General features: G+C 36.6%; 18 protein-coding genes. 10 read left to right on the top strand and 8 right to left on the bottom strand.

Going from position 1 to position 18557, the window contains the following annotated elements:
- Positions 1-284 precede the first annotated feature (284 nt).
- Genes CD31_RS05290 through CD31_RS22865 form a run of 5 tightly spaced genes read left to right on the top strand, consistent with a single transcriptional unit; the run spans position 285 to position 6872 of the window.
- Positions 285-1310: a hypothetical protein gene (locus CD31_RS05290; RefSeq protein ID WP_244905086.1), complete on the top strand. Its 1026-nt coding sequence runs from the start codon at positions 285-287 to the stop codon at positions 1308-1310.
- The gene (locus CD31_RS05285) at positions 1291-2148 is read left to right on the top strand and encodes a diguanylate cyclase domain-containing protein (protein ID WP_036076208.1); all 858 of its coding nucleotides are present in this window, start codon (positions 1291-1293) and stop codon (positions 2146-2148) included. Before CD31_RS05290 ends, CD31_RS05285 begins: the two co-directional genes overlap by 20 nt.
- On the top strand, positions 2138-3502 hold the full coding sequence (locus CD31_RS05280; protein WP_244905085.1) for a hypothetical protein: 1365 nt from the start codon (positions 2138-2140) through the stop codon (positions 3500-3502). Before CD31_RS05285 ends, CD31_RS05280 begins: the two co-directional genes overlap by 11 nt.
- 56 nt (positions 3503-3558) lie before the next feature.
- The gene (locus CD31_RS05275) at positions 3559-4830 is read left to right on the top strand and encodes a glycosyltransferase family 2 protein (protein ID WP_036076206.1); all 1272 of its coding nucleotides are present in this window, start codon (positions 3559-3561) and stop codon (positions 4828-4830) included.
- Positions 4830-6872: a cellulose biosynthesis cyclic di-GMP-binding regulatory protein BcsB gene (locus CD31_RS22865; RefSeq protein ID WP_081977455.1), complete on the top strand. Its 2043-nt coding sequence runs from the start codon at positions 4830-4832 to the stop codon at positions 6870-6872. Before CD31_RS05275 ends, CD31_RS22865 begins: the two co-directional genes overlap by 1 nt.
- A 32-nt stretch (positions 6873-6904) precedes the next feature.
- Here the strand turns inward: CD31_RS22865 and CD31_RS05265 are convergent, their stop codons facing one another.
- On the bottom strand, positions 6905-7417 hold the full coding sequence (locus CD31_RS05265) for a PCYCGC motif-containing (lipo)protein (protein ID WP_016993502.1): 513 nt from the start codon (positions 7415-7417) through the stop codon (positions 6905-6907).
- A gap of 79 nt (positions 7418-7496) precedes the next feature.
- On the bottom strand, positions 7497-9791 hold the full coding sequence (locus tag CD31_RS05260) for a YhgE/Pip domain-containing protein (protein WP_036076205.1): 2295 nt from the start codon (positions 9789-9791) through the stop codon (positions 7497-7499).
- Positions 9792-9986: 195 nt separating this feature from the next.
- Here CD31_RS05260 and CD31_RS05255 point away from each other — a divergent pair, with 195 nt between their 5' ends.
- From CD31_RS05255 to cyoE, 5 genes are all read left to right on the top strand, one after another.
- Positions 9987-10466, top strand: a complete 480-nt coding sequence (locus CD31_RS05255) for a thioredoxin family protein (RefSeq protein WP_036076204.1) — start codon at positions 9987-9989, stop codon at positions 10464-10466.
- 100 nt (positions 10467-10566) lie between these two features.
- On the top strand, positions 10567-11268 hold the full coding sequence (locus CD31_RS05250) for a tetratricopeptide repeat protein (protein ID WP_036076203.1): 702 nt from the start codon (positions 10567-10569) through the stop codon (positions 11266-11268).
- 137 nt (positions 11269-11405) lie between these two features.
- Entirely contained in the window at positions 11406-11963 is a 558-nt protein-coding gene (locus CD31_RS05245) for a hypothetical protein (RefSeq protein ID WP_036076202.1), read from the top strand.
- A 38-nt stretch (positions 11964-12001) separates the two neighbouring features.
- A complete protein-coding gene (locus CD31_RS05240) occupies positions 12002-12655 on the top strand; it encodes an alpha/beta hydrolase (RefSeq protein ID WP_036076201.1) in 654 nt (217 codons plus the stop codon).
- Between the two features lie 311 nt (positions 12656-12966).
- A complete protein-coding gene (gene cyoE, locus CD31_RS05235) occupies positions 12967-13917 on the top strand; it encodes a heme o synthase (protein ID WP_016993497.1) in 951 nt (316 codons plus the stop codon).
- Positions 13918-13970: 53 nt separating this feature from the next.
- Here cyoE and CD31_RS05230 read toward each other — a convergent pair whose 3' ends face one another.
- The 6 genes from CD31_RS05230 to CD31_RS05205 all read right to left on the bottom strand — a co-directional run bounded on the left by CD31_RS05230 (position 13971) and on the right by CD31_RS05205 (position 18448).
- Positions 13971-14705 carry a metallophosphoesterase gene (locus tag CD31_RS05230; RefSeq protein WP_016993496.1) on the bottom strand — a complete coding sequence of 245 codons (735 nt, stop codon included), beginning with the start codon at positions 14703-14705 and terminating at the stop codon, positions 13971-13973.
- 255 nt (positions 14706-14960) lie between these two features.
- Positions 14961-15410, bottom strand: a complete 450-nt coding sequence (locus tag CD31_RS05225) for a helix-turn-helix transcriptional regulator (RefSeq protein ID WP_016993495.1) — start codon at positions 15408-15410, stop codon at positions 14961-14963.
- A 138-nt stretch (positions 15411-15548) separates the two neighbouring features.
- On the bottom strand, positions 15549-15953 hold the full coding sequence (locus CD31_RS05220; RefSeq protein ID WP_004227282.1) for a hypothetical protein: 405 nt from the start codon (positions 15951-15953) through the stop codon (positions 15549-15551).
- An 83-nt stretch (positions 15954-16036) separates the two neighbouring features.
- Positions 16037-17371, bottom strand: a complete 1335-nt coding sequence (locus CD31_RS05215) for a hemolysin family protein (protein WP_036076200.1) — start codon at positions 17369-17371, stop codon at positions 16037-16039.
- Positions 17372-17403: 32 nt separating this feature from the next.
- Entirely contained in the window at positions 17404-17745 is a 342-nt protein-coding gene (locus tag CD31_RS05210) for a MerR family transcriptional regulator (RefSeq protein ID WP_036076199.1), read from the bottom strand.
- Positions 17746-17962: 217 nt separating this feature from the next.
- Complete coding sequence (locus CD31_RS05205) at positions 17963-18448, bottom strand: hypothetical protein (protein ID WP_244905088.1); 486 nt, start codon at positions 18446-18448, stop codon at positions 17963-17965.
- Positions 18449-18557 lie beyond the last annotated feature (109 nt).

Below are 18557 nucleotides of genomic sequence, written 5' to 3'. Positions count from 1 at the left end.
TGGTCTGTGTATTCCATTCAATGTAATAACAATTTTGCTTTCAATAGAAATGTATAAAAATATATTGATTTTATATAAAAAACAGTAGATGTTTGATGGGTCAATAGACCTTGTTCAAGCATCTTTTTTTATTAAATCTGCATAAAGTGTGACATTACTCATATAAAAACTTAGCCATTCTAAATGTTGTATACTATAATAAAAAACCGGGATTCATTATAGGGAAATAACTATTAATGAGGATGATGACGATGATAAAAAATGTTAGATGGTGGCTGTTAATAGTGAGTGTAGTTTTTCTTTCAATCAGTTGTACAGGTAAAGAAGTAAAAGTAGAAAAAGCTCCTCTTTCATCAACGGAACAATTTGTTATTGAAGATTTACTGAATGATAAGGGACTATTAAGGACAGATTTAACAAACCAAAAGGACATATTTTTATCAGAGTCGGTAGGGTTATGGTTGGCGTATTTATTAGAAAAAGATGATCCGGTTCGTTTTAATGAGCAGATAAATGTTATGAAATCATACTTTTTAGCAAATGATTTTATTGTCTGGCGTATAGAGGGGACTAGAAAGGCTTCTGTTAATGCATTAATTGATGATTTGCGAATCATTCGTGTTTTACTGTCAGCAGGTGAAAAGTGGCAAGATTCAACTTACTTACAATTGGGTAAAAAAATTGGAGAAAACTTAGTTCGGTATGGAATGAATGAAGAACTGTTTGTTGACTTTGTCGATGTTGACAGTCATGACAAAGCCAATACGCTAACGATTAGCTATATCATGCCTTCAGCTTTTCATGAGATGGAAGAAAACGGTCTTTTATCCCAACAGCAAGTCCAACATCAGCTAGCTATTATACAAAATGTGCCACGAGCTAACGCAGGGTTTTTTCCAAAATATTATGATATTACCACTGAAAAATATGTATTTGACAAAGAACTACACATGATTGATCAATTATATACAGCTTATCATCTTGCCTCTATCGATGGGGACACTGCAGTATTTAAAGACTGGCTATTAAACCTTCTGAAAAGAGACAATAAATTATATGGTCGTTATAATCCTCAAACGAATCAACCAACTGTTGACTATGAGTCACCAGCTGTTTACGCCATGGCAGCGCGATATATGCTTGCAATAGACGAACAGCAAATAGCACAGGAGTTTATTGAGAAAATGGAAAACTTAAAGGACCCTACAACAGGTTATGTTGATAAAAAAACAAGGTCAACGCATAGTTTTGATAATTTGCTACCACTATTAGCCGAAAGGGAGGTAAAAAATGCACACAACAATGACTAGAAATAGAGCTATTTTTGTCTATGGAACCATCCTTATTTTACTCTTACAAATACCTACTTATTTTTTATTGCGTTTGGATGCTGAAGGCTTGTTATTATACGCTCTTTTGTTGCTATTAATTGTTCTGACACTTTGGAGAGGGATCGTATTTGGACTTATAAGTAGTTTAGTATTAATTTTTATTACAGGTTCCACACTGCTTTATTCAGGAATATCAGGATCTATGACATTTCTAAATCCGTCCTTCTCCATGCAGCTATTTTTCCTCTATGGCATTATGTTATTAATCCTCATACTTTGTACCGGTAAATTGCATGAATTAATGAAAAAACAGGAAAACTATATAAAAAAACTGCAAGAAGACGTAAGGAAATATGTAGCGATTGATGTTGAAACCGGTTTTGAAAATGAAACACGTATGCAAATAAGTGTCAATGAGGAGATGCGAAGAGCAGATCGACAGAAGCAAACCTTTGTTTTCATGGTGTTAAAAATTGAGAATTATCGAAAATTCCAACAGCTTTATGGAGCAAAAGAAATACAACATTTTTGGCAACAGCTTTCGCAAAAAATTCAACAAACTATCAGACTAACAGATAAAAAATTTCGTTTTCGTGAAGATCATATTGGGTTGCTACTTATTGATACGACAGATAAACATATGGAAGTCATCTATGCCAAATTGGACCAAGCCCTGAAAAATCATCAATTGTTAAAAGGTAAATGGGTGACGATAAGTTATAAAACGAGCTATTTCACCTATCAGCCACTGCAAGAATCATCATTTGATGAACTATTAAAAGATCTGGAAAGAGAGATGAAAACAAGTGCGCTCTAACTATCAATTATGGTTCGCCATGGGACTGCTTTGTTTTTATACTTTCATAAATAAGGAAATCGCATATGCAGGAGAAGCTGATAAGGATGTGGCGTTGATTTATATCACAAGTAATCAGCAGCCAAATGAAGATGTATTCGCATTGCAAGAGATGCTACAAACATCTACGTCCGTGGATGTTGTTTTTATAGAGGATGTCAATGAACGCAATCTCCAACAATATAAACGCATTGTAATTTTGAGCTCCTACCAAACAAAAATCCCTCAAAATGCACTATCTTCAATAAATCAATTTCAAGGACCTGTCTTGCTGATTGGTGAGAATGCACTTCAATTTGAAAATTTTTCAACTTGGCATGAAGGACCTACAGTGGAACTTCGAGCTATAGGTGAAGAAAGTTTAAGTAACCCTGTTCGTTGGAAAAGTATACAACCATCTGCAGACTGGGAAATTGTAAAGAGTGCCACTTCTTTGAATCAATCCTATCCTTTTATCGTCACAAAGGATAATTGGTCATTTATTGGAGATTTCATCAATAAAGATTTATTACTCTATCAATGGCCAGCTATGATAGGTGAACTTTTGCATTTATCCAAGCCTCAAATACATCCTGCCTATATTGTTTTAACGGATATTAATATGAAAACAGAAGTTCAACAATTAGAAGACGTAGTGATGGAATTTTCAGAAAAAAGAATCCCTATAGCTCTTGAAATCACACCGATTTTACAAGATGAATTTGAAAAAGAAACCTATTACTTACACGATAACAAAAAATTATTAAGTTATTTACAAAAATTGCAAAAGGAAGGATATCCATTCGTCCTTTCTTCTTCTACTGCTAGTCAAACTGAAAAGAATCTCGATTATTTAGTGCTTCGTAAAATTTATCCAACGATAACTAGTGGGGACAGTCCTTTATTTAAGGGCAGTATTCAACAAGGAAGTCAACAGCTATATTTATCACAAATCGACAGTCGCACCATTTACCCGGTGACAGTAGGTACTATTGCCAATACGGACAATAATCCTTTGTATCCTGTTAAACAGAAAATAAAACTGTTATTAAAAGTTCCTAGTTCTATTATCGGTATTCAATATCCTGCCTATTTTAACGCTTCCTATGTTGAGGAGCTTGCCGTTTATTTAAGTGAACATCCACAAATTGAGCTACTTAATCTCAGACAGACGAAGCAACAAGTAACATCCAAAAATATTTCGATTAAGCAACATGAAAACGGTGAACAAACAATACAATTAGCATTTACAAAAATCGAACGTTTAAAAATATTATTTGAAGAACGACCAGTTGAATTAATTTTATGGGCTGTTTGTTACATTATTTTTTATTAGCACCTTGCGTTTACGTATTACCTTACGTAAGAGATTATTTGAGGAGAGGAAAACAAATGGCTAATACCTTATTTTTTATATCACTTTTCCTCATTTGGATCATGCTGCTTTACCATATGTTTTTAATGGAGGGGGGTTATTTACACTTCCGTACTTTTGAAAAGCCAATTGATGACTGGGCTAAAAAAATGGACAAGGTTCCCTCTGTCAGTGTCTTTATACCGGCGCACAATGAAGCACTTGTGATTGAACAGACGCTCCGAGCTATGTCACGACTATATTATCCGAAAGATCAACTAGAGGTGATTGTCATTAATGATAATTCCTCGGATGAAACTGGTGCTATTGCAGCACGGTACGCAGAGAAATTCCCATTTATTCGTGTCATTGAAACGGTAGAGCCAAACAAAGGGAAGGGTAAATCCTCTGCCCTAAATTCGGCACTAGCTGATTCCACAGGGGATATTGTTGTTGTTTATGATGCTGATAATACACCTGAACGGATGGCCGTTTGGTATTTAGTAATGGGGCTCATGAATGATCCAAAAGCAGCTGCCACTGTTGGGAAATTTCGCGTTATTAATGCGGCAGAAACATGGTTAACTCGTTTTATTAATATAGAAACAATTTGTTTCCAGTGGATGGCTCAAGGCGGGCGTTGGAAATGGTTTAAGGTGGCAACTATACCTGGCACCAATTTCGCAATCCGACGGACGGTTTTGGAGCAATTAGGCGGTTGGGATGTAAAAGCATTGGCTGAAGATACAGAGCTAACCATCCGTGTTTATAATTTAGGCTACCATATTCGTTTTTTCCCAAAAGCCATTACCTGGGAGCAAGAACCAGAAACGTTAAAAGTATGGTGGAAGCAACGCACTAGATGGGCAAGAGGTAATCAATATGTAGTGCTGAAGTTTTTAAGTCAATTCTTCACCCTCAAAAGAAAAAGTATAATGTTTGATTTATTTTATTTCTTTTTTACGTATTTTTTATTTTTCTTTGGAGTCATTTTATCCAATGCCCTGTTTATTATTAATTTATTTTATGATATTGGATTGACCGTTGGTGACATTGCCCTTGTTTTATGGGTTTTAGCCTTTTTACTGTTTTTAGGAGAAGTAATGATAACCTTAAGTATTGAAAAAACAGAAATGAATCGAAAAAATTTCTTCTATGTCATACTTATGTATTTTACCTACTCTCAAATGTGGATTGTGCTAGTCGTTTGGTCATTACTATTAGAAATAAAGCGCATGTTTACTGGTCAAGAAGTTCAATGGTATAAAACAGAGCGTTTTTCCAAGCAATCAGATAAAGGAGCAGAATAATGAGAACCAAATTCTTCTATTTGTGTTTATTTTGTATTGGTTTTTTATGTTTTGCTAACGATGCAGTTGCAGCTACCATTACCGTAGATGACAACATAATTGCAATAGAAGGCAATCAACAGCAAAAGAAGCCGTTATTAGCACAGCCAATCGAATTACAGGGACCTTCCTCGTCAAGGGATTTTTATTACAATCTAAATGAGGATGTACCGTCCAATAACCAGCAAGTGACATTTCAAATCCAGCATTCTGAGCTACTTATAGCTCCATCCTCCTTCACAGTGAAAGTGGATGATGTAGCGATTAAAACAGTTCCATTGAAAGCAGATTTATTAAAACAGACTGTTACCGTTAACCTTCCAAAAGAAGCACTACTAAAGGGCTCTCATAAAATCACAGCTAGTTTTTATGGAATTCTTAAGGAAGGGATTTGTGTGCCTCCTGGCAATGCAGGAAATTGGCTACGTATCGAAATACTATCGTCTATTTCAGCATTTAGCGAGGAGAGTCAAGCTTGGTCATTAAATAGCTATCCTGCTGCGTTTTTGAGCTATGAGGGATATGCTACGACGATTATTGTACCAAAGCAAGCTTCTGAGGCTACTTTAAACAGTGGGTATCAGCTCGCAGCCTTTTTATCCGAACATGGCGACTCAGATGTACAGATTGAGCGTGAAGATGCTATTAATAAGCTAACAGGTCCGATCATCATTGTAGGGGCAAAGAATGAGTTTAGTACAAGCCTCTTAAAAAGGATGTTAGCAAATATAAACGTTGAGCAAGATGCCATGACACTTACGATGCAGGAGTTGCTGAATACAAACTCGAATCGAAAAGTGCCTCTTTTAGCTGTAACCTCTTCAAATGGCCAAGCTATTGAGGATCGACTTTCTTTTTTAACCGAAGCAAGCTTATTCGAGCAATTAATTGGTGATACATTAGCGATTAAGGATGTTCCTAAAATAGAAGATCGATCTGATACGATGATTTCATTTAAGCAATTTGGCTTTGAGGATCGACTTTTATCCAGCCAAGCGACAATGACACCTCATTATTATGTGTCATTGCCCAAGCTAGAGGCAAACAAGGAAGCTATTATGCGCTTGGTCGTTAAAAAATCAGCAACAATACCTGACAGTAAAGAGGATGAGGACCGAAAATTAGAATTGATCGTATATATCAATAATGTTCCTCATGCAGTAGATTTACGAAAATTAGAACAAGCGACAACAGATATGTATGAGGCCATTATACCGATCCAAACAAATGTGCTCAACAAACTGTCAATGACCGATATTCAGTTTGAAGTAACAGGCTTCCAACTAGAGGATCCTTGCGAAACAACCAATGAACGCTATTGGATCTACATTGATAGTGATAGTACATTAGCGATTACAAAAGATAATGCTGAACCAACCTTTACCTTACGTGATTTTCCTAATGCTTTTCATGAAAATACATTAATCGTTATACCTGATAATGGAGGAATTAATGATACAACAATGGTATCGCTTTATAAATCGTTAATGACGAATGGTAACATGGCGAAAACTTTGCTGATGAAGGATAAGAATGTGACAGAGGAAGCTTTACAAGAGCATGCAGTCATTTTTATGGGCGAAAGGGAGCAACTAACATGGCTTTCCAAGCAAGCTGCAAAAATCCCTCATACATCTGAGCAGCTTATCTCACAAGGGTTTTTACCTGAGGCAATTGGCCAATATGTGTTTATAACCAAAAATTTCTGGCAGCTTAAAGAGCCTTTATTATGGATTCATTCATTAGAAAATACTTCTGTAAAAGGTGACTTTTATACTTACTTGAAGGAGACGAATTCACAGGCAGACGCTGCGATTGAAACAAAAGAAGGGCAATTTGTTGTAGCCGTAAATCAAAATGCTGATAAGGAAGATGGGAAAGTAGCGAAAAAAGGCGACATATCCTATGTTTTAATTGCAGAATTTGTTGGGCTCATCCTTGTCATCGCAGTCATATTGTTTATCATCCTTCGTAAACGAAAGAAAAATCAACTGAAACAATAAAAGCAAAGTCGCGAATGTGCGACTTTGCTTTTTTATGCAGGCATGTCCGTTGGTGTTGGTTTTGCATAGCCCTCTTTATACGTGTCATCAATGAACTGACGAATTTCTTTTAAGCTCTTGCCTTCTTTGTGCAGTTGTGCTGATTGGACAGCAATCTCTAAGCACACTAAACAGCGTGTCCCATGATCATCCCAAACAATCGAACCATCCTCACGTTTTTCCTGAATAAAGCAATTTAAATTACTTTTATGGCCAGCAGATTCACCACAGCCGCAGTAGCATGGCATCCATTCAAGAATCTCTGTCGATTGTCCAGCTATTTGATAGACCAAGCGAATATTTTCTTGTTTGCCCTCTAAAAAGGTCGGTAGGACATCAGCAGAAGCAGTTTCCTCTTGGATATCACCAGATGCCTCCGCATGGTCATGGCCCTCATGTGAAGCATCATTTGCTTTAGGAGTGGTTTCAGCACTGTTCTTATTTTCTCCACAAGCACTTAATAACAGTAATGCCAATACAACAAAAATAGTAATCGATTTCTTCAAAAATAGCGCCTCCTACATGTTTACAATGCTTCCATTATAACATCGTTTTCTTAAACATTTACAGGCACAACGTTGAAAATCAGTGAAATATATCTAATCCACGTGTTTTGTTCATGAAATGTTCCATTTTCTCGCTCAATAATTTTTTTAAGAAGAATCCGAACAGGATAAAAATGAACCAGAAACCTAATAGGAAGATGAGGTCCATCCAGACAGTTGACCAGATAATTCCACCGACAGCTTCACGCATCATTTCAATCGCATACGTAAAAGGTAAAAATGGATTGATTAGTTGGAAGAACTTTGGTAATAACTCGACAGGATAGGTTCCACCAGAACCTGCAATTTGTAACACAAGCATCACAATCGCTAATGCTTTTCCTACATTACCGAAGACGGCTACGAGTGTATAGACAACTGTTACAAATACGAGACTAATGAAAAGTCCAAATAAGATAAAGTAGGCAGGTGCTTGAATGGAGCCGTCTACTAAGAAAATATCTCCAATGGTAATAATAAGGGTTTGAATAAATGAAAAAGTTGCAAAGGTTAAAAGTCGACCAAAGTAAATTTCTCGAATACTGTAAGGCGTATCTCCATGAAGATTCACAGACAATAATGAAATTAATAATAGACAGCCTACCCAAATAGATAGTACTGTGTAAAACGGTGTCATGGCTGTTCCATAGTTCGCAATAGGGAATACGCGATGTTCCTTCAATTTAATAGGCTCCTCAAAGAAATCACGTTCGGCATTAACATCATTTTTTAGTAATTGCACAATCTCTGCTATATCTGCTTCTTCTTCTAACGTTCGTAGCTTATTCGCTAATTCTTTGATTTTAGCACTTAAAGTTGGAAATTCAGTTTGTATCTTTTGAATAGCATGATTCGCTGTTCCTAGCGTGTTTTTGGCCTGTGTCAATTTATCTGTTGCCTGAGGTATGAATTGTTTTACCTTTGTCAGCATGGCAGAAGCGTTAGTTAAAGTTTGTTTCGCGCTCGATAGGGTGGAACGAATTTGTGGCTCTAGACTTTCGTTATAGTAGGATAAGAATTTTTGTAAGTTAGCTGTAGCATTTTGTGCGATTTGTTGTATAGCTGTAATATCCTGCTTAATGACATCTTTATCAATGGGCTTTAATTGATCCATTTTATTTAGTAAATCGTCATGTAGAGTCTGTAATTGTTGTAATGAGTTAAGCGCATTTGACGTTGAATCAATGAAGTTTGGAGGATGCTCCAAGGCTTCGCGAATGGCTGTAAGCTGTTCAATGATTGGCTGATTCGCTTCCGCATTACTTTCCTGCAAAGAACCGATAATGGTTGTTAAAGAGTCTTCTAATTGCTTACGAGTCGAAGCATCTGCCTGAATTAATTTTTGCAGTGCCTCCAGCGTCTGAATACTATTGGTTATGCTGTCTTTGGAAGTAGACAATTGATTTTTAAGTGCCTCTTTCGTTTGTGTAATAGAGGCAGGGTCAAAATTTATGTTATTGAGCTTATTGATGATATCTGTAAAATGTTGGGCAATATTTTGGACAGTTGTGACATCCTTTTTGATGACAGGAGATAGTTCATTAAATAAAGCATCTGCTTCATTCACTAAATGTAAACCCTTCTGAATGGTTGTTAAACCATCTGTTGTTAGTTGTTCCACCTGGGGAACTTGTGTCAGCGCCTGATTAAGTAATTGATTTGCCTCTTTTCCTTGAGTAGAGGCTTGAGTTAAAAATGAATTAATATCAGGTAAATGTTGTTCTATAGTAAAAACATAATTTTCGAATTTGCGGAAATCAGGAATGTCACGTTCCATTTCAATGCCAATTGTATTAAAAATCGAAAAAAGTGTCCCATTGACGGTCGATACAAATTCATTGGAAACTTGCTGTGTAAGCACGCTCGCTCCTTTACTTGTAATTTTAGGGGCAATAGGATTCTTTTTTTCGTTTACATAATAATCAATATGCGCCTTCGTTGGTTGATCGGTAAGAATGGATGTTAGTTTTTGCGAAAAATCATTTGGAATGACAATGACTGCAAAGTAATCACCATTTTTCAAATGCTCCTTAGCTTCCTTTTCAGTCTGTAGCACCCAAGTAAAGCTTTTATTCGTACGTAAAGTCTCGATAACCTCATTCCCGACATTAATTGCTTCATCTCTTACGGTGGTTCCCGTATCTTCATTGACAATTGCGATTTTCATATTAGAGGTGTGGGCGTAAGGGTCCATAGAGGCATAAATATTTAGCCAGGCATAAAGAGAAGGAAGAAAAATTAGTCCACCTATAATAACAGCTACGACCCAGTTTGTAACAATATTACGGATATCTTTTGTATAAATTTGAAAAACATGCTGGAACGAGTTTTTCATCATAATCACCCCACATTCAAATTTGCATGAACTCTCATTATGTATGTTCCCAAATATACTTAAAATTATGTTATAAATGTGAAATATCTTCATTTAAAGGCGAATTAGTTTACTAGGTTTTCAAAACAATTTATAATCAATCGCGAATGCACTAAAACTAGGGCTTTTAGTGTAAAAAAGGAGGTCACTGCTTTAGTGAAAAAACTATTAATTATTGGTTCAGTGATTGTTGTTTTATTTGCAGCAATTATTGTGCTTACCAACATCTCAAACAAAAGTAAATTAGAAAGCGCAAACAATCCTTATGGCGATAAAAAGCTAAAACAAGAAACAATTGATCAATTGGATGATGAAAACTATCAAAACATTATGTTACCAGACGAACTAGAAGCTAAAATTAAAGCGGGCGAACCGGTTAATGCTTACTTCTTCAGTCCAATCTGTGTACACTGTCAAGCATTTACACCAGTATTAATGCCAATTGCCGATGAGCTTGGTGTTGATATTGCTCAATTGAATGTCTATGAATACGATGATCTATGGGAAAAATATAATATTAAGGCAACACCAACATTCATTCGTTTCGAAGATGGTAAAGAAGTAAATCGCTTTGTAGGAGCTCTTAAAGAAGAAGATTTACGAACGTTCTTAAATACGGTTGTGTTAAATAAATAGAAAAGTAAGAGACTGTATCAAAATTATTTAGATACGGTCTCTTTTGTTTTTGTGGTGTATACTAAAAATACTGAATAGTTGTACACTGGAGGAAATATAAATGTCAATGGATGATTATTTTTATAATGGTGAACTGATGAAATGCTATGAATTAGCAAAGCAGGTGACAAACGAAGAGGACAAAGTATTGGCACAAAAATATATTCGATTATTAGAAGAATATGAATATGATCGTTATCCAAAGCCAACTGCTCATATCGAAGTACAGCATGTGGAACGAGCTGATGAAAGCTATCCAGAATCAGATCTAGTGGTAGAAATACGAGCAATAAAAGATGAAGAGGCATTTGCGAAGCGTATTCAGCAATTGGAGGAAGTCGCAAAAACTGGAGCATCAGCTGACAAAGCGCAATCCTTTTTTACACAAGGAGAGCTGTTCTTATTCGCACATCATTACAATGAAAGTGTTCACTGCTTTCAGCAAGCAGTAAAGGAAAACCCAAATAAGGCTGTCTACTGGGGGATAACAGGGCAGACGATGCACCGCTTTGGCTGGATGCCATTTGATGCCCTCGGTTATTTGGAGCAAGCGATTCAGCTAGATCCAACAAATCCTCGTTGGAAATGGAATAGAGCCCTCGTACTTATTCAATTGGCAAAAGATTTGCAATTGGCTCCATTTATAGCGAATGCTGCACTGACATTGGAGGATGCGCTAGCTTCTTGTGGTGAAGAGCAAAAATCGTTGAAAGCTGCTATTCAAAATACAATCGACAATATGGATAGCTATGTTTTCTCATAAGATAATTGGATGTCTCCAAAGTATATGGAGTCATCCTTTTTACTTAAAAATCAAGTGAGCGAGGTTCGTTGCCATATTTCACAATCATGGTATGATAAGAAAGAAATTGATTTGTTGATATAAAGGACGGATTTTTTATGGCACAAGAAGTGGCAAATAAGTTTATAGAAAACGTATGTAACCATTTAGTTCGCAATATGAATATTACAAAAGTGGAAGAGCATTTTAAGGAAACGATTGCCATGCAGCGACAATCAGCTTCAACATCTGTAGACTTTTGGGACTTGTTGATGATTAATATGCTTTATTTTACTGAGAATGAACAGGCTTGGGAGCAAGAATTTCTAAAAATGCTTCGAGCTAAAGAGTGGCTAAAGCCATCAGCTCTTGAAGAGGAATTATTAATGCATCAGATGCGAATTCGTCAACAAGTAGCAGAGCAATTGGATGCTGCAAAGGATTTATTCCATCAGCAATATGAGTCGGAAGAGATGACAGAGGAAGCGATTATTTATGATTATGCCTATAGCTCTGCTGGGCATTCCATGCGCATGGATTTATTAACCGTGCTTGTTTCCACGCCAGAGCAATCAAAAATACTCTTTGACGCAGACCCTCAAGAAACGATACGAATTGTTAATGGCTATATTGCCTACCATACAGATGGATTAATTAATAGAACAAAATTATGCTGATTTTGTTACGAAGCTTTACGCGAAAGGAATTTGATTGAATGAATACACCATTTACTTTTAACCATACACAACCAACAAATATGGACCCTACGAAGAAATACCCCGCTATTTTTTTGCTTCATGGCATGGGCAGTAATGAGGATGATTTACCACAATTAGTGCAGGATTTTCAAGAGCAATGTCATATATTTAGTTTACGAGGGCCAATTACGCAACATCCTGGCTATGCTTTTTTTACCATTCAAGACGTAGGGCAACCAGATCGTGCTATCTTCGATAAAGTGTTGGTAGCATTGCAACGATTTATATTAGAGGCCATCGATGAATATAAAATTGATCCTCATAAAGTATTTGTTTTAGGCTTTAGCCAAGGCGCGGTTTTAGCACAATCACTTGCCTTTGTCATGGGGAATTTAGTGACAGGGATTGTTGCATTAAGTGGGTATATGCCAAAGTTTGTGACAGAGGAATATGCTATTCGCTCTGTAGAACATTTACATGCTTTTATATCGCACGGCGATTATGATTATGTAATACCTTCTCAATGGGGTATGGAAAGTAAAGAGATCTTTGAACAATTTGGTGCTAAGGTGACCTTTAAGCAATACCCAGATGGACATGGTGTAACACCTGACAATCTTCGTGATCTAGTGGCATTTTTAGCACAGCAACTACAGGAAGAAATTCAATAAAAGGAAATCCGAGGCAAAAATTTGTCTCGGTTTTTTTGGGTACTGTAATATGACCTATTATCAAATTATTTTTCTCCAATAGTGATTGGAAGAATCGAGGCAAGAAGGTTCAATTTCACGTCAGTCGGTGGTATCATAGAAGATGTTGTGAATGAGCGTGCTTTGTTAGATAAAACATGTACTTTATGTGAAAAGAGAGACAGAACAGATCTAAAAGGGGTAAAATAATAATTTGATGTGCTAGATGCAAATTTTGTCGCTTTCTATCGATGGAAGCGTGTAGAAATTATGGAGAAAAGGAATTAAGCTGAATGGAACAAAATCTGAAAACGGAGCATAAACCACTAGCCTCCGAAAAAACAAGAGGGAAGTCATCACGTTCTTCTATTTTAGCGCAAACCGTCAAGACAGGGATTATCAAATCCAATTTAATACCTATGTGGGCTGGTTTAACGCTAGGCATGTACAAAAATAAAATGACGTTTGTAGACAATATACCTGAAATCATTTTTTCAACAATCGGTTCCGCCCTTGTCATTGGAGCTGCAGGGGCCTTTAATAATGTCTATGATCGTGATATTGATGCGATTATGCCTCGTACACAAAGCCGACCAACTGTAACAGGTGAAATGTCAGCGAAATCGACTTTATCATTAGCTGTCGTAATGTTAATTATTGGAGTAGCTGTGTTGGCACTTGCGTCACCTTTAGCAGCGGCATTTGGTTTATTAGGGGTATTCCTATATGTAGTCCCATATACAATGTGGACAAAGCGTCGTACGATTTATAATACAGAAATCGGTAGTATAAGTGGTGCGGTACCACCATTAATCGGTTGGTCTGCTGTATCTACAGATATTACACACCCAGCGATACTTGGATTATTTTTTGTGATGGTCATTTGGCAAATGCCACATTTCTATGCGATTGCTATTCGTAAACGTGTAGACTATGAAGCAGCCAGTGTGCCCATGCTACCAGTTATCAAAGGGATGCGTCGAACGTATTATCAAACCAATTTCTATTTAATACTATTGATTCTATCAAGCTTCTTATTTGGCTCGTTAAGTGTAGGGATCATGCTTGTGGCATTAATCTTAAGCGTTGCTTGGCTGGTGATGAGTATTTATGGCTATCATAGTAATACAGATCAAGTAAAATGGGCTACCAAAATGTTTGTTTTTTCACTATTCCATATGACGATACTATTCTCAACAGTCATTGTGTACTCTCTCGTAGGAGTTATCTTTAAGCTTTATTAATTTTCCTCTTTATTTATTCAAAAATTATAATGACGAAAATAAAACCAACAAGTTTACTCGTTACTTGTTGGTTTTTTATTTTCGACTGAAACGATTTGACGACTTGGCCACTCGAATGCATGTAACTGTCCGCCAAACACTGCTCCACCGTCAATGCCAATAATATTATTTTCTCCGAAATAAACCCGATAATCAGTTGGATTATGATGTAGGTTAAAGGTAGGGGTATGGCCGAAGATTATTGTTTTTTCCCCTTGATAGCCTGCGTGAAATTCATCGCGAATCCAAAGTAAGCGCATGGGGTCAGTTTCGGCTATTGTAACACCTGGTACAACGCCACCATGAACGAAAATAGCATCTTCTAATTCAATATATATTTCAAACGTCTCAAGTAACTGTAAATGTTCTTCGAGCTTAGGGAGCGTTTTAATAAAGCTAGGCAGAGTATTACTTTCGATAGCTTCCTCAAAGTCTTCCAATTGATAGCCATAGCTTGCTAATGTTGCCTCACCACCACAAAGCCCTACCCAATGGTTCCATGGTTTTGCAAGACCTGAACGGCATGCATTGAGCATGATCGCCTCATGATTACCTAGCAAAACGCGAGCACCCTTTGCCTGTAGTTCACTCACTAAATTTAACACACCACTAGAAGAGGGCCCTCTATCAATATAATCACCAAGAAGAAAAAGCTGGTCGTTCATTGGGTCATAGTTTACTTTTAATAATAATTCTTCTAGTAGCCCTAATTCTCCATGTATGTCACTTATTGCTAGTATTCGGTTCATTTACGAGCATCCTTTCTAATAGTACAGCTTTACCCTTAAGTATAGAGAATTATTCTACAAATTTCGACTTTTCCAGCTTCTTCTGGCTTTTTTCATAGGACTTTGAAAGAAACAATTCTCATACTACTCTTTTTATCATATGATAGGTGATTTTATATCTATATTCATTTGTCTAGAGAGGATGACTTATGAGAGGAAGGGAATGGGAAACACAGCAGAAGCAAATAGCAATGCTCCTACTGTTTGATTGAAAGATTATAGCTGTAGTTTTTCCCATGCTTGCTTTGCTATTTGTTCATCAAATGTAGAAATTAGGCGAAAATTATTGCTGTCTAATATGCGATAATGCTGACTGATGACGTTTTGCTGTAGCCGAAAACCACCATATTCCTGAATGTTTTTCCACCATATGTATCCACCCATTGTTTTCTCTTTTGGCTGCAATGTTCCATTATTCGCGATTAAATCCACAACCTCTAATGGATCACCACCAAGTTCATGCTGTAATATCGTACTGTCTCGGCACAATGTGCAAACTGTAACAGTGGTTGTCCAGCCAGCTAGTATACGGCCTTTTTCAATTTGGACAAGTGTTTTTTTTGATAATCCTAGTAAATCACTCATTTGATCCTGTGTGAAAGCTTTTTCTGTACGGATTAATTTCAGCTTTTCTGAAACGAGTGTGATTAATTGTTCACGATTCATCCTAACACCCCTTATTTTCAGATTGTTAAGTTCCATTATACATGAAAGTAAAGAAGCGTGTTTTTCTTTCAACTTGGGAAAGGGAAGAGATCGTGTAAAATTGAAACAGACTGCCCATAGTGGACAGTCTGTTCCATGTTAGATTTCATATTTTTTCGTATCAGAGATCACCCTGAAGTGGATGCCTTTAATCTGAGCGCTTACTTTATGGCGAAGTGTATCAATATCCACAAGCTCCTCTTTATTTTTAACACACACAGCAATCTCTTGTAATAGCTTTGTAAATGATTCTTTAAATAGAGAGCGCATATTATCGAAATCTAAACTACGAAAACTCCCATCAATATCGAAAGCTTCAACTGAATTTAATTGCTTGGAAGCTCCTGCAAAACGATCATCGTAGACTGTGTAATTTTCATCTGTGACCACGATAATAAATAGAACTTCCCCTGTGATTGTTTTTAACTCAATATTTGTTTTGTGTTTTTTTACATCAGTAATAATGTGAATACCATCTGAATGATATAGCTTAAATAATGTCATGTATATGGCCCCCTGCAACTAAAATCATTTTTCTCTATCATTATATAGTGAAATGGCTAATAATGGAATAAGGTTTCTTGCCTTTACGATTGAACCTCTGTTTGGAGAGGTAGACTTTTTCGAAGAGGACGAACCTCGATATAATGAATTTGATGACCTTGCTGCTCATAAATGCTAAAGATATAGGAGCCCAGCTCAATGTTTTTTGATGCTTTAATGCCGTTATTCACAGTTAAGAACCAACCACCTAATGTTTCCACTTCCTCAGCATCTAGTGTAATGTTTAATAGATTTTCCACATCTTCCACAAGCATTTTTGCATTTAATAAATAATGATGATCTGTAATTTTTCGAATATCTGCAATTTCATCATCATCAAATTCATCTCGTATTTCACCAACAATTTCTTCTAAAATATCTTCAACCGTTACAAGACCAGATGTACCACCATATTCATCCATTAAGATGGCCATATGGATTCGTTCCTTTTGCATGCGTACAAGTAATTCTTGAATTGGAATTGTTTCAATTACTCGAATGACAGGATTAATGAAATCTTCTAGAACTAAAGAGTCGTCTGTAAGTTGTTCAAGTAAACCGTGCGTTAATAGTTCTTTCGCATTGATGAAACCTAGTATATTATCTCGGTCCCCATCATAGATCGGGTAACGCGTATATTTTTCAGCAGCGATGTAATGAATAATGTTTGTAAAAGATTCATTTTGTTCAATTCCAACAATTTCTGTTCGGGGAACCATGATTTCACGAGCAATACGTTCGTCAAATTCAAAGACGTTATTGACATATTTGAGCTCAGATTTATTGATTTCACCACTTTTAAAGCTTTCAGACAGTAATAATCGCAATTCTTCCTCTGTATGAGATAGCTCATGTTCGCTAGCAGGTTTCATACCGAATATGCCAACTAACACGCGTGCAGAACCGTTCAAGAACCAAATAAATGGATACATGATCTTATAGAAAAACATAATCGGTTTTGCGAAAAGAAGTGTAATGGATTCAGCTTTTTGAATGGCAGCTGTTTTTGGGGCTAATTCGCCGACCACTACATGTAAAAACGTAGCGATGGCAAAGGCTGTTCCAATTGTAAAAATCGTCATATATTTATCAGAAATGCCGATCATTTCGAATAGCGGGTGAAGCATAAATTCAAAAGTTTTTTCACCAACCATCCCGATACCAAGAGCGGTTACAGTAATTCCTAATTGACAGGCTGATAAGTATTCGTCTAAGTGTTGAACAACATGTTTAGCAGCAATTGCTTTTTTATTGCCTTCAGCCACCAGCTGATCGAGTCTTGAGGAACGTACTTTTACAATGGCAAATTCTGTTGCCACGAAAAAGCCTGTTAAAGCTAATAAAATGGTAAAAATCGATAGGTTTATTATGGTCTCCAAATAGTCGTTCTGTAAAAACAGAACGTCACCTCCTAATTATGAATGAGTAATAATAAGGATTGCATTAATGCAATACTTTCGGGTGAAACATTTTTCTTAATCGTTTCAATTTTTTTATCATCTTGCTTGTTCATTTGTGCTAGCAGAGATGTAACATCATGCTCTAAATCTTGCATTTTTAAACGAAGCACCTGTACATCGATTTCTTCATAGGGTGTGATGTTTAACTCATGTTGGATTTGTACAAGTGAAAGCCCTTGTTGTTTGCGCTGTTCAATAAATTGAAGCCGTTTAATCATGGCTGGATCATAGTAGCGATAATTTGCTGCAGAACGTTCTGCATCTAGCAAACCAATATTTGTATAGTAATCGATTGTTCGTTTAGTAATGCCTGTTTTTTCTGCAAGCTCGCCAATTTTTAATTTTTCTGTCCCAATGCAAACACCTCCAAACCATCACGTGATACTTTGATTATAACGTGATGGTTTTAGTTTATTCAAATGATAGCCTTTGATATTTCGAAATGATAAGAATTTTTTCAAAAAAAAGAACGTTTCTGCCATTAATTAAATGGTAGAGACGTTCCTAGGTTTACGGAAGTAAATAAGTATCATATAGGTGATGGAGTGCTTCCTCACCATTTTTTTGTAAGAGAATTTCTTCATTATATGTAAGTGTTATGCTCGTTTGCTCGCTATCAATTTTGTCGTCAATTATTTTACAGGTAATAGTCACAAAGCCTGATTCAGCAAGCTTTTCTTTCATGTCTTCACGCCACGCCTGATCAGAAAATAGTGGGGGCTGCCAAGTACCTCTCACATGTAGCTCATTTTTTTCGGGGTCATAATCCCAGCGTATGTCACGTAAAATAGTTTTAAATAGGTCATTAACCGTAAACGACGTATCTTTATAGTTAATGTCTAGAGCACGTATTGCATGGACATCTCGGCTAACTGCACTTGCTGCGGAATTAGCAGATGAATTGATGCCTGAAGCAGCATCTTTAATTTCGGAAAATCGATCACCACAGCCAGAAAGTAGCGCGCAGATGCATGTGATACAAGCAATCTTTGTCATCCATTTCACAAGTAGTCCCTCCAGTCTAGTAAGTTGTTATTACTATCTTATCGAAAAGAAAAATACGAAGAAAGGGCATGAAGGCGGCAGATTGTGACGGTTTTGCAAC

It is taken from the genome of Lysinibacillus boronitolerans JCM 21713 = 10a = NBRC 103108 (genome assembly GCF_000772935.1).
GTDB lineage: Bacteria > Bacillota > Bacilli > Bacillales_A > Planococcaceae > Lysinibacillus > Lysinibacillus boronitolerans.
The sequence above is the reverse complement of the archived record's forward strand: the minus strand, read 5'-3'. Positions and strand labels throughout refer to the sequence as shown.

What these genes read in the sequence shown, in the direction of transcription:
- CD31_RS05285 (WP_036076208.1), top strand. Translation starts at nt 1,291, where the DNA reads ATGCACACAACAATGACTAGAAATAGAGCTATTTTTGTCTATGGAACC.
- CD31_RS05275 (WP_036076206.1), top strand. Translation starts at nt 3,559, where the DNA reads ATGGCTAATACCTTATTTTTTATATCACTTTTCCTCATTTGGATCATG.
- CD31_RS22865 (WP_081977455.1), top strand. Translation starts at nt 4,830, where the DNA reads ATGAGAACCAAATTCTTCTATTTGTGTTTATTTTGTATTGGTTTTTTA.
- CD31_RS05260 (WP_036076205.1), bottom strand. Translation starts at nt 9,791, where the DNA reads ATGAAAAACTCGTTCCAGCATGTTTTTCAAATTTATACAAAAGATATC.
- CD31_RS05250 (WP_036076203.1), top strand. Translation starts at nt 10,567, where the DNA reads ATGTCAATGGATGATTATTTTTATAATGGTGAACTGATGAAATGCTAT.
- CD31_RS05245 (WP_036076202.1), top strand. Translation starts at nt 11,406, where the DNA reads ATGGCACAAGAAGTGGCAAATAAGTTTATAGAAAACGTATGTAACCAT.
- CD31_RS05240 (WP_036076201.1), top strand. Translation starts at nt 12,002, where the DNA reads ATGAATACACCATTTACTTTTAACCATACACAACCAACAAATATGGAC.
- cyoE (WP_016993497.1), top strand. Translation starts at nt 12,967, where the DNA reads ATGGAACAAAATCTGAAAACGGAGCATAAACCACTAGCCTCCGAAAAA.
- CD31_RS05230 (WP_016993496.1), bottom strand. Translation starts at nt 14,705, where the DNA reads ATGAACCGAATACTAGCAATAAGTGACATACATGGAGAATTAGGGCTA.
- CD31_RS05225 (WP_016993495.1), bottom strand. Translation starts at nt 15,410, where the DNA reads ATGAATCGTGAACAATTAATCACACTCGTTTCAGAAAAGCTGAAATTA.
- CD31_RS05220 (WP_004227282.1), bottom strand. Translation starts at nt 15,953, where the DNA reads ATGACATTATTTAAGCTATATCATTCAGATGGTATTCACATTATTACT.
- CD31_RS05205 (WP_244905088.1), bottom strand. Translation starts at nt 18,448, where the DNA reads ATGACAAAGATTGCTTGTATCACATGCATCTGCGCGCTACTTTCTGGC.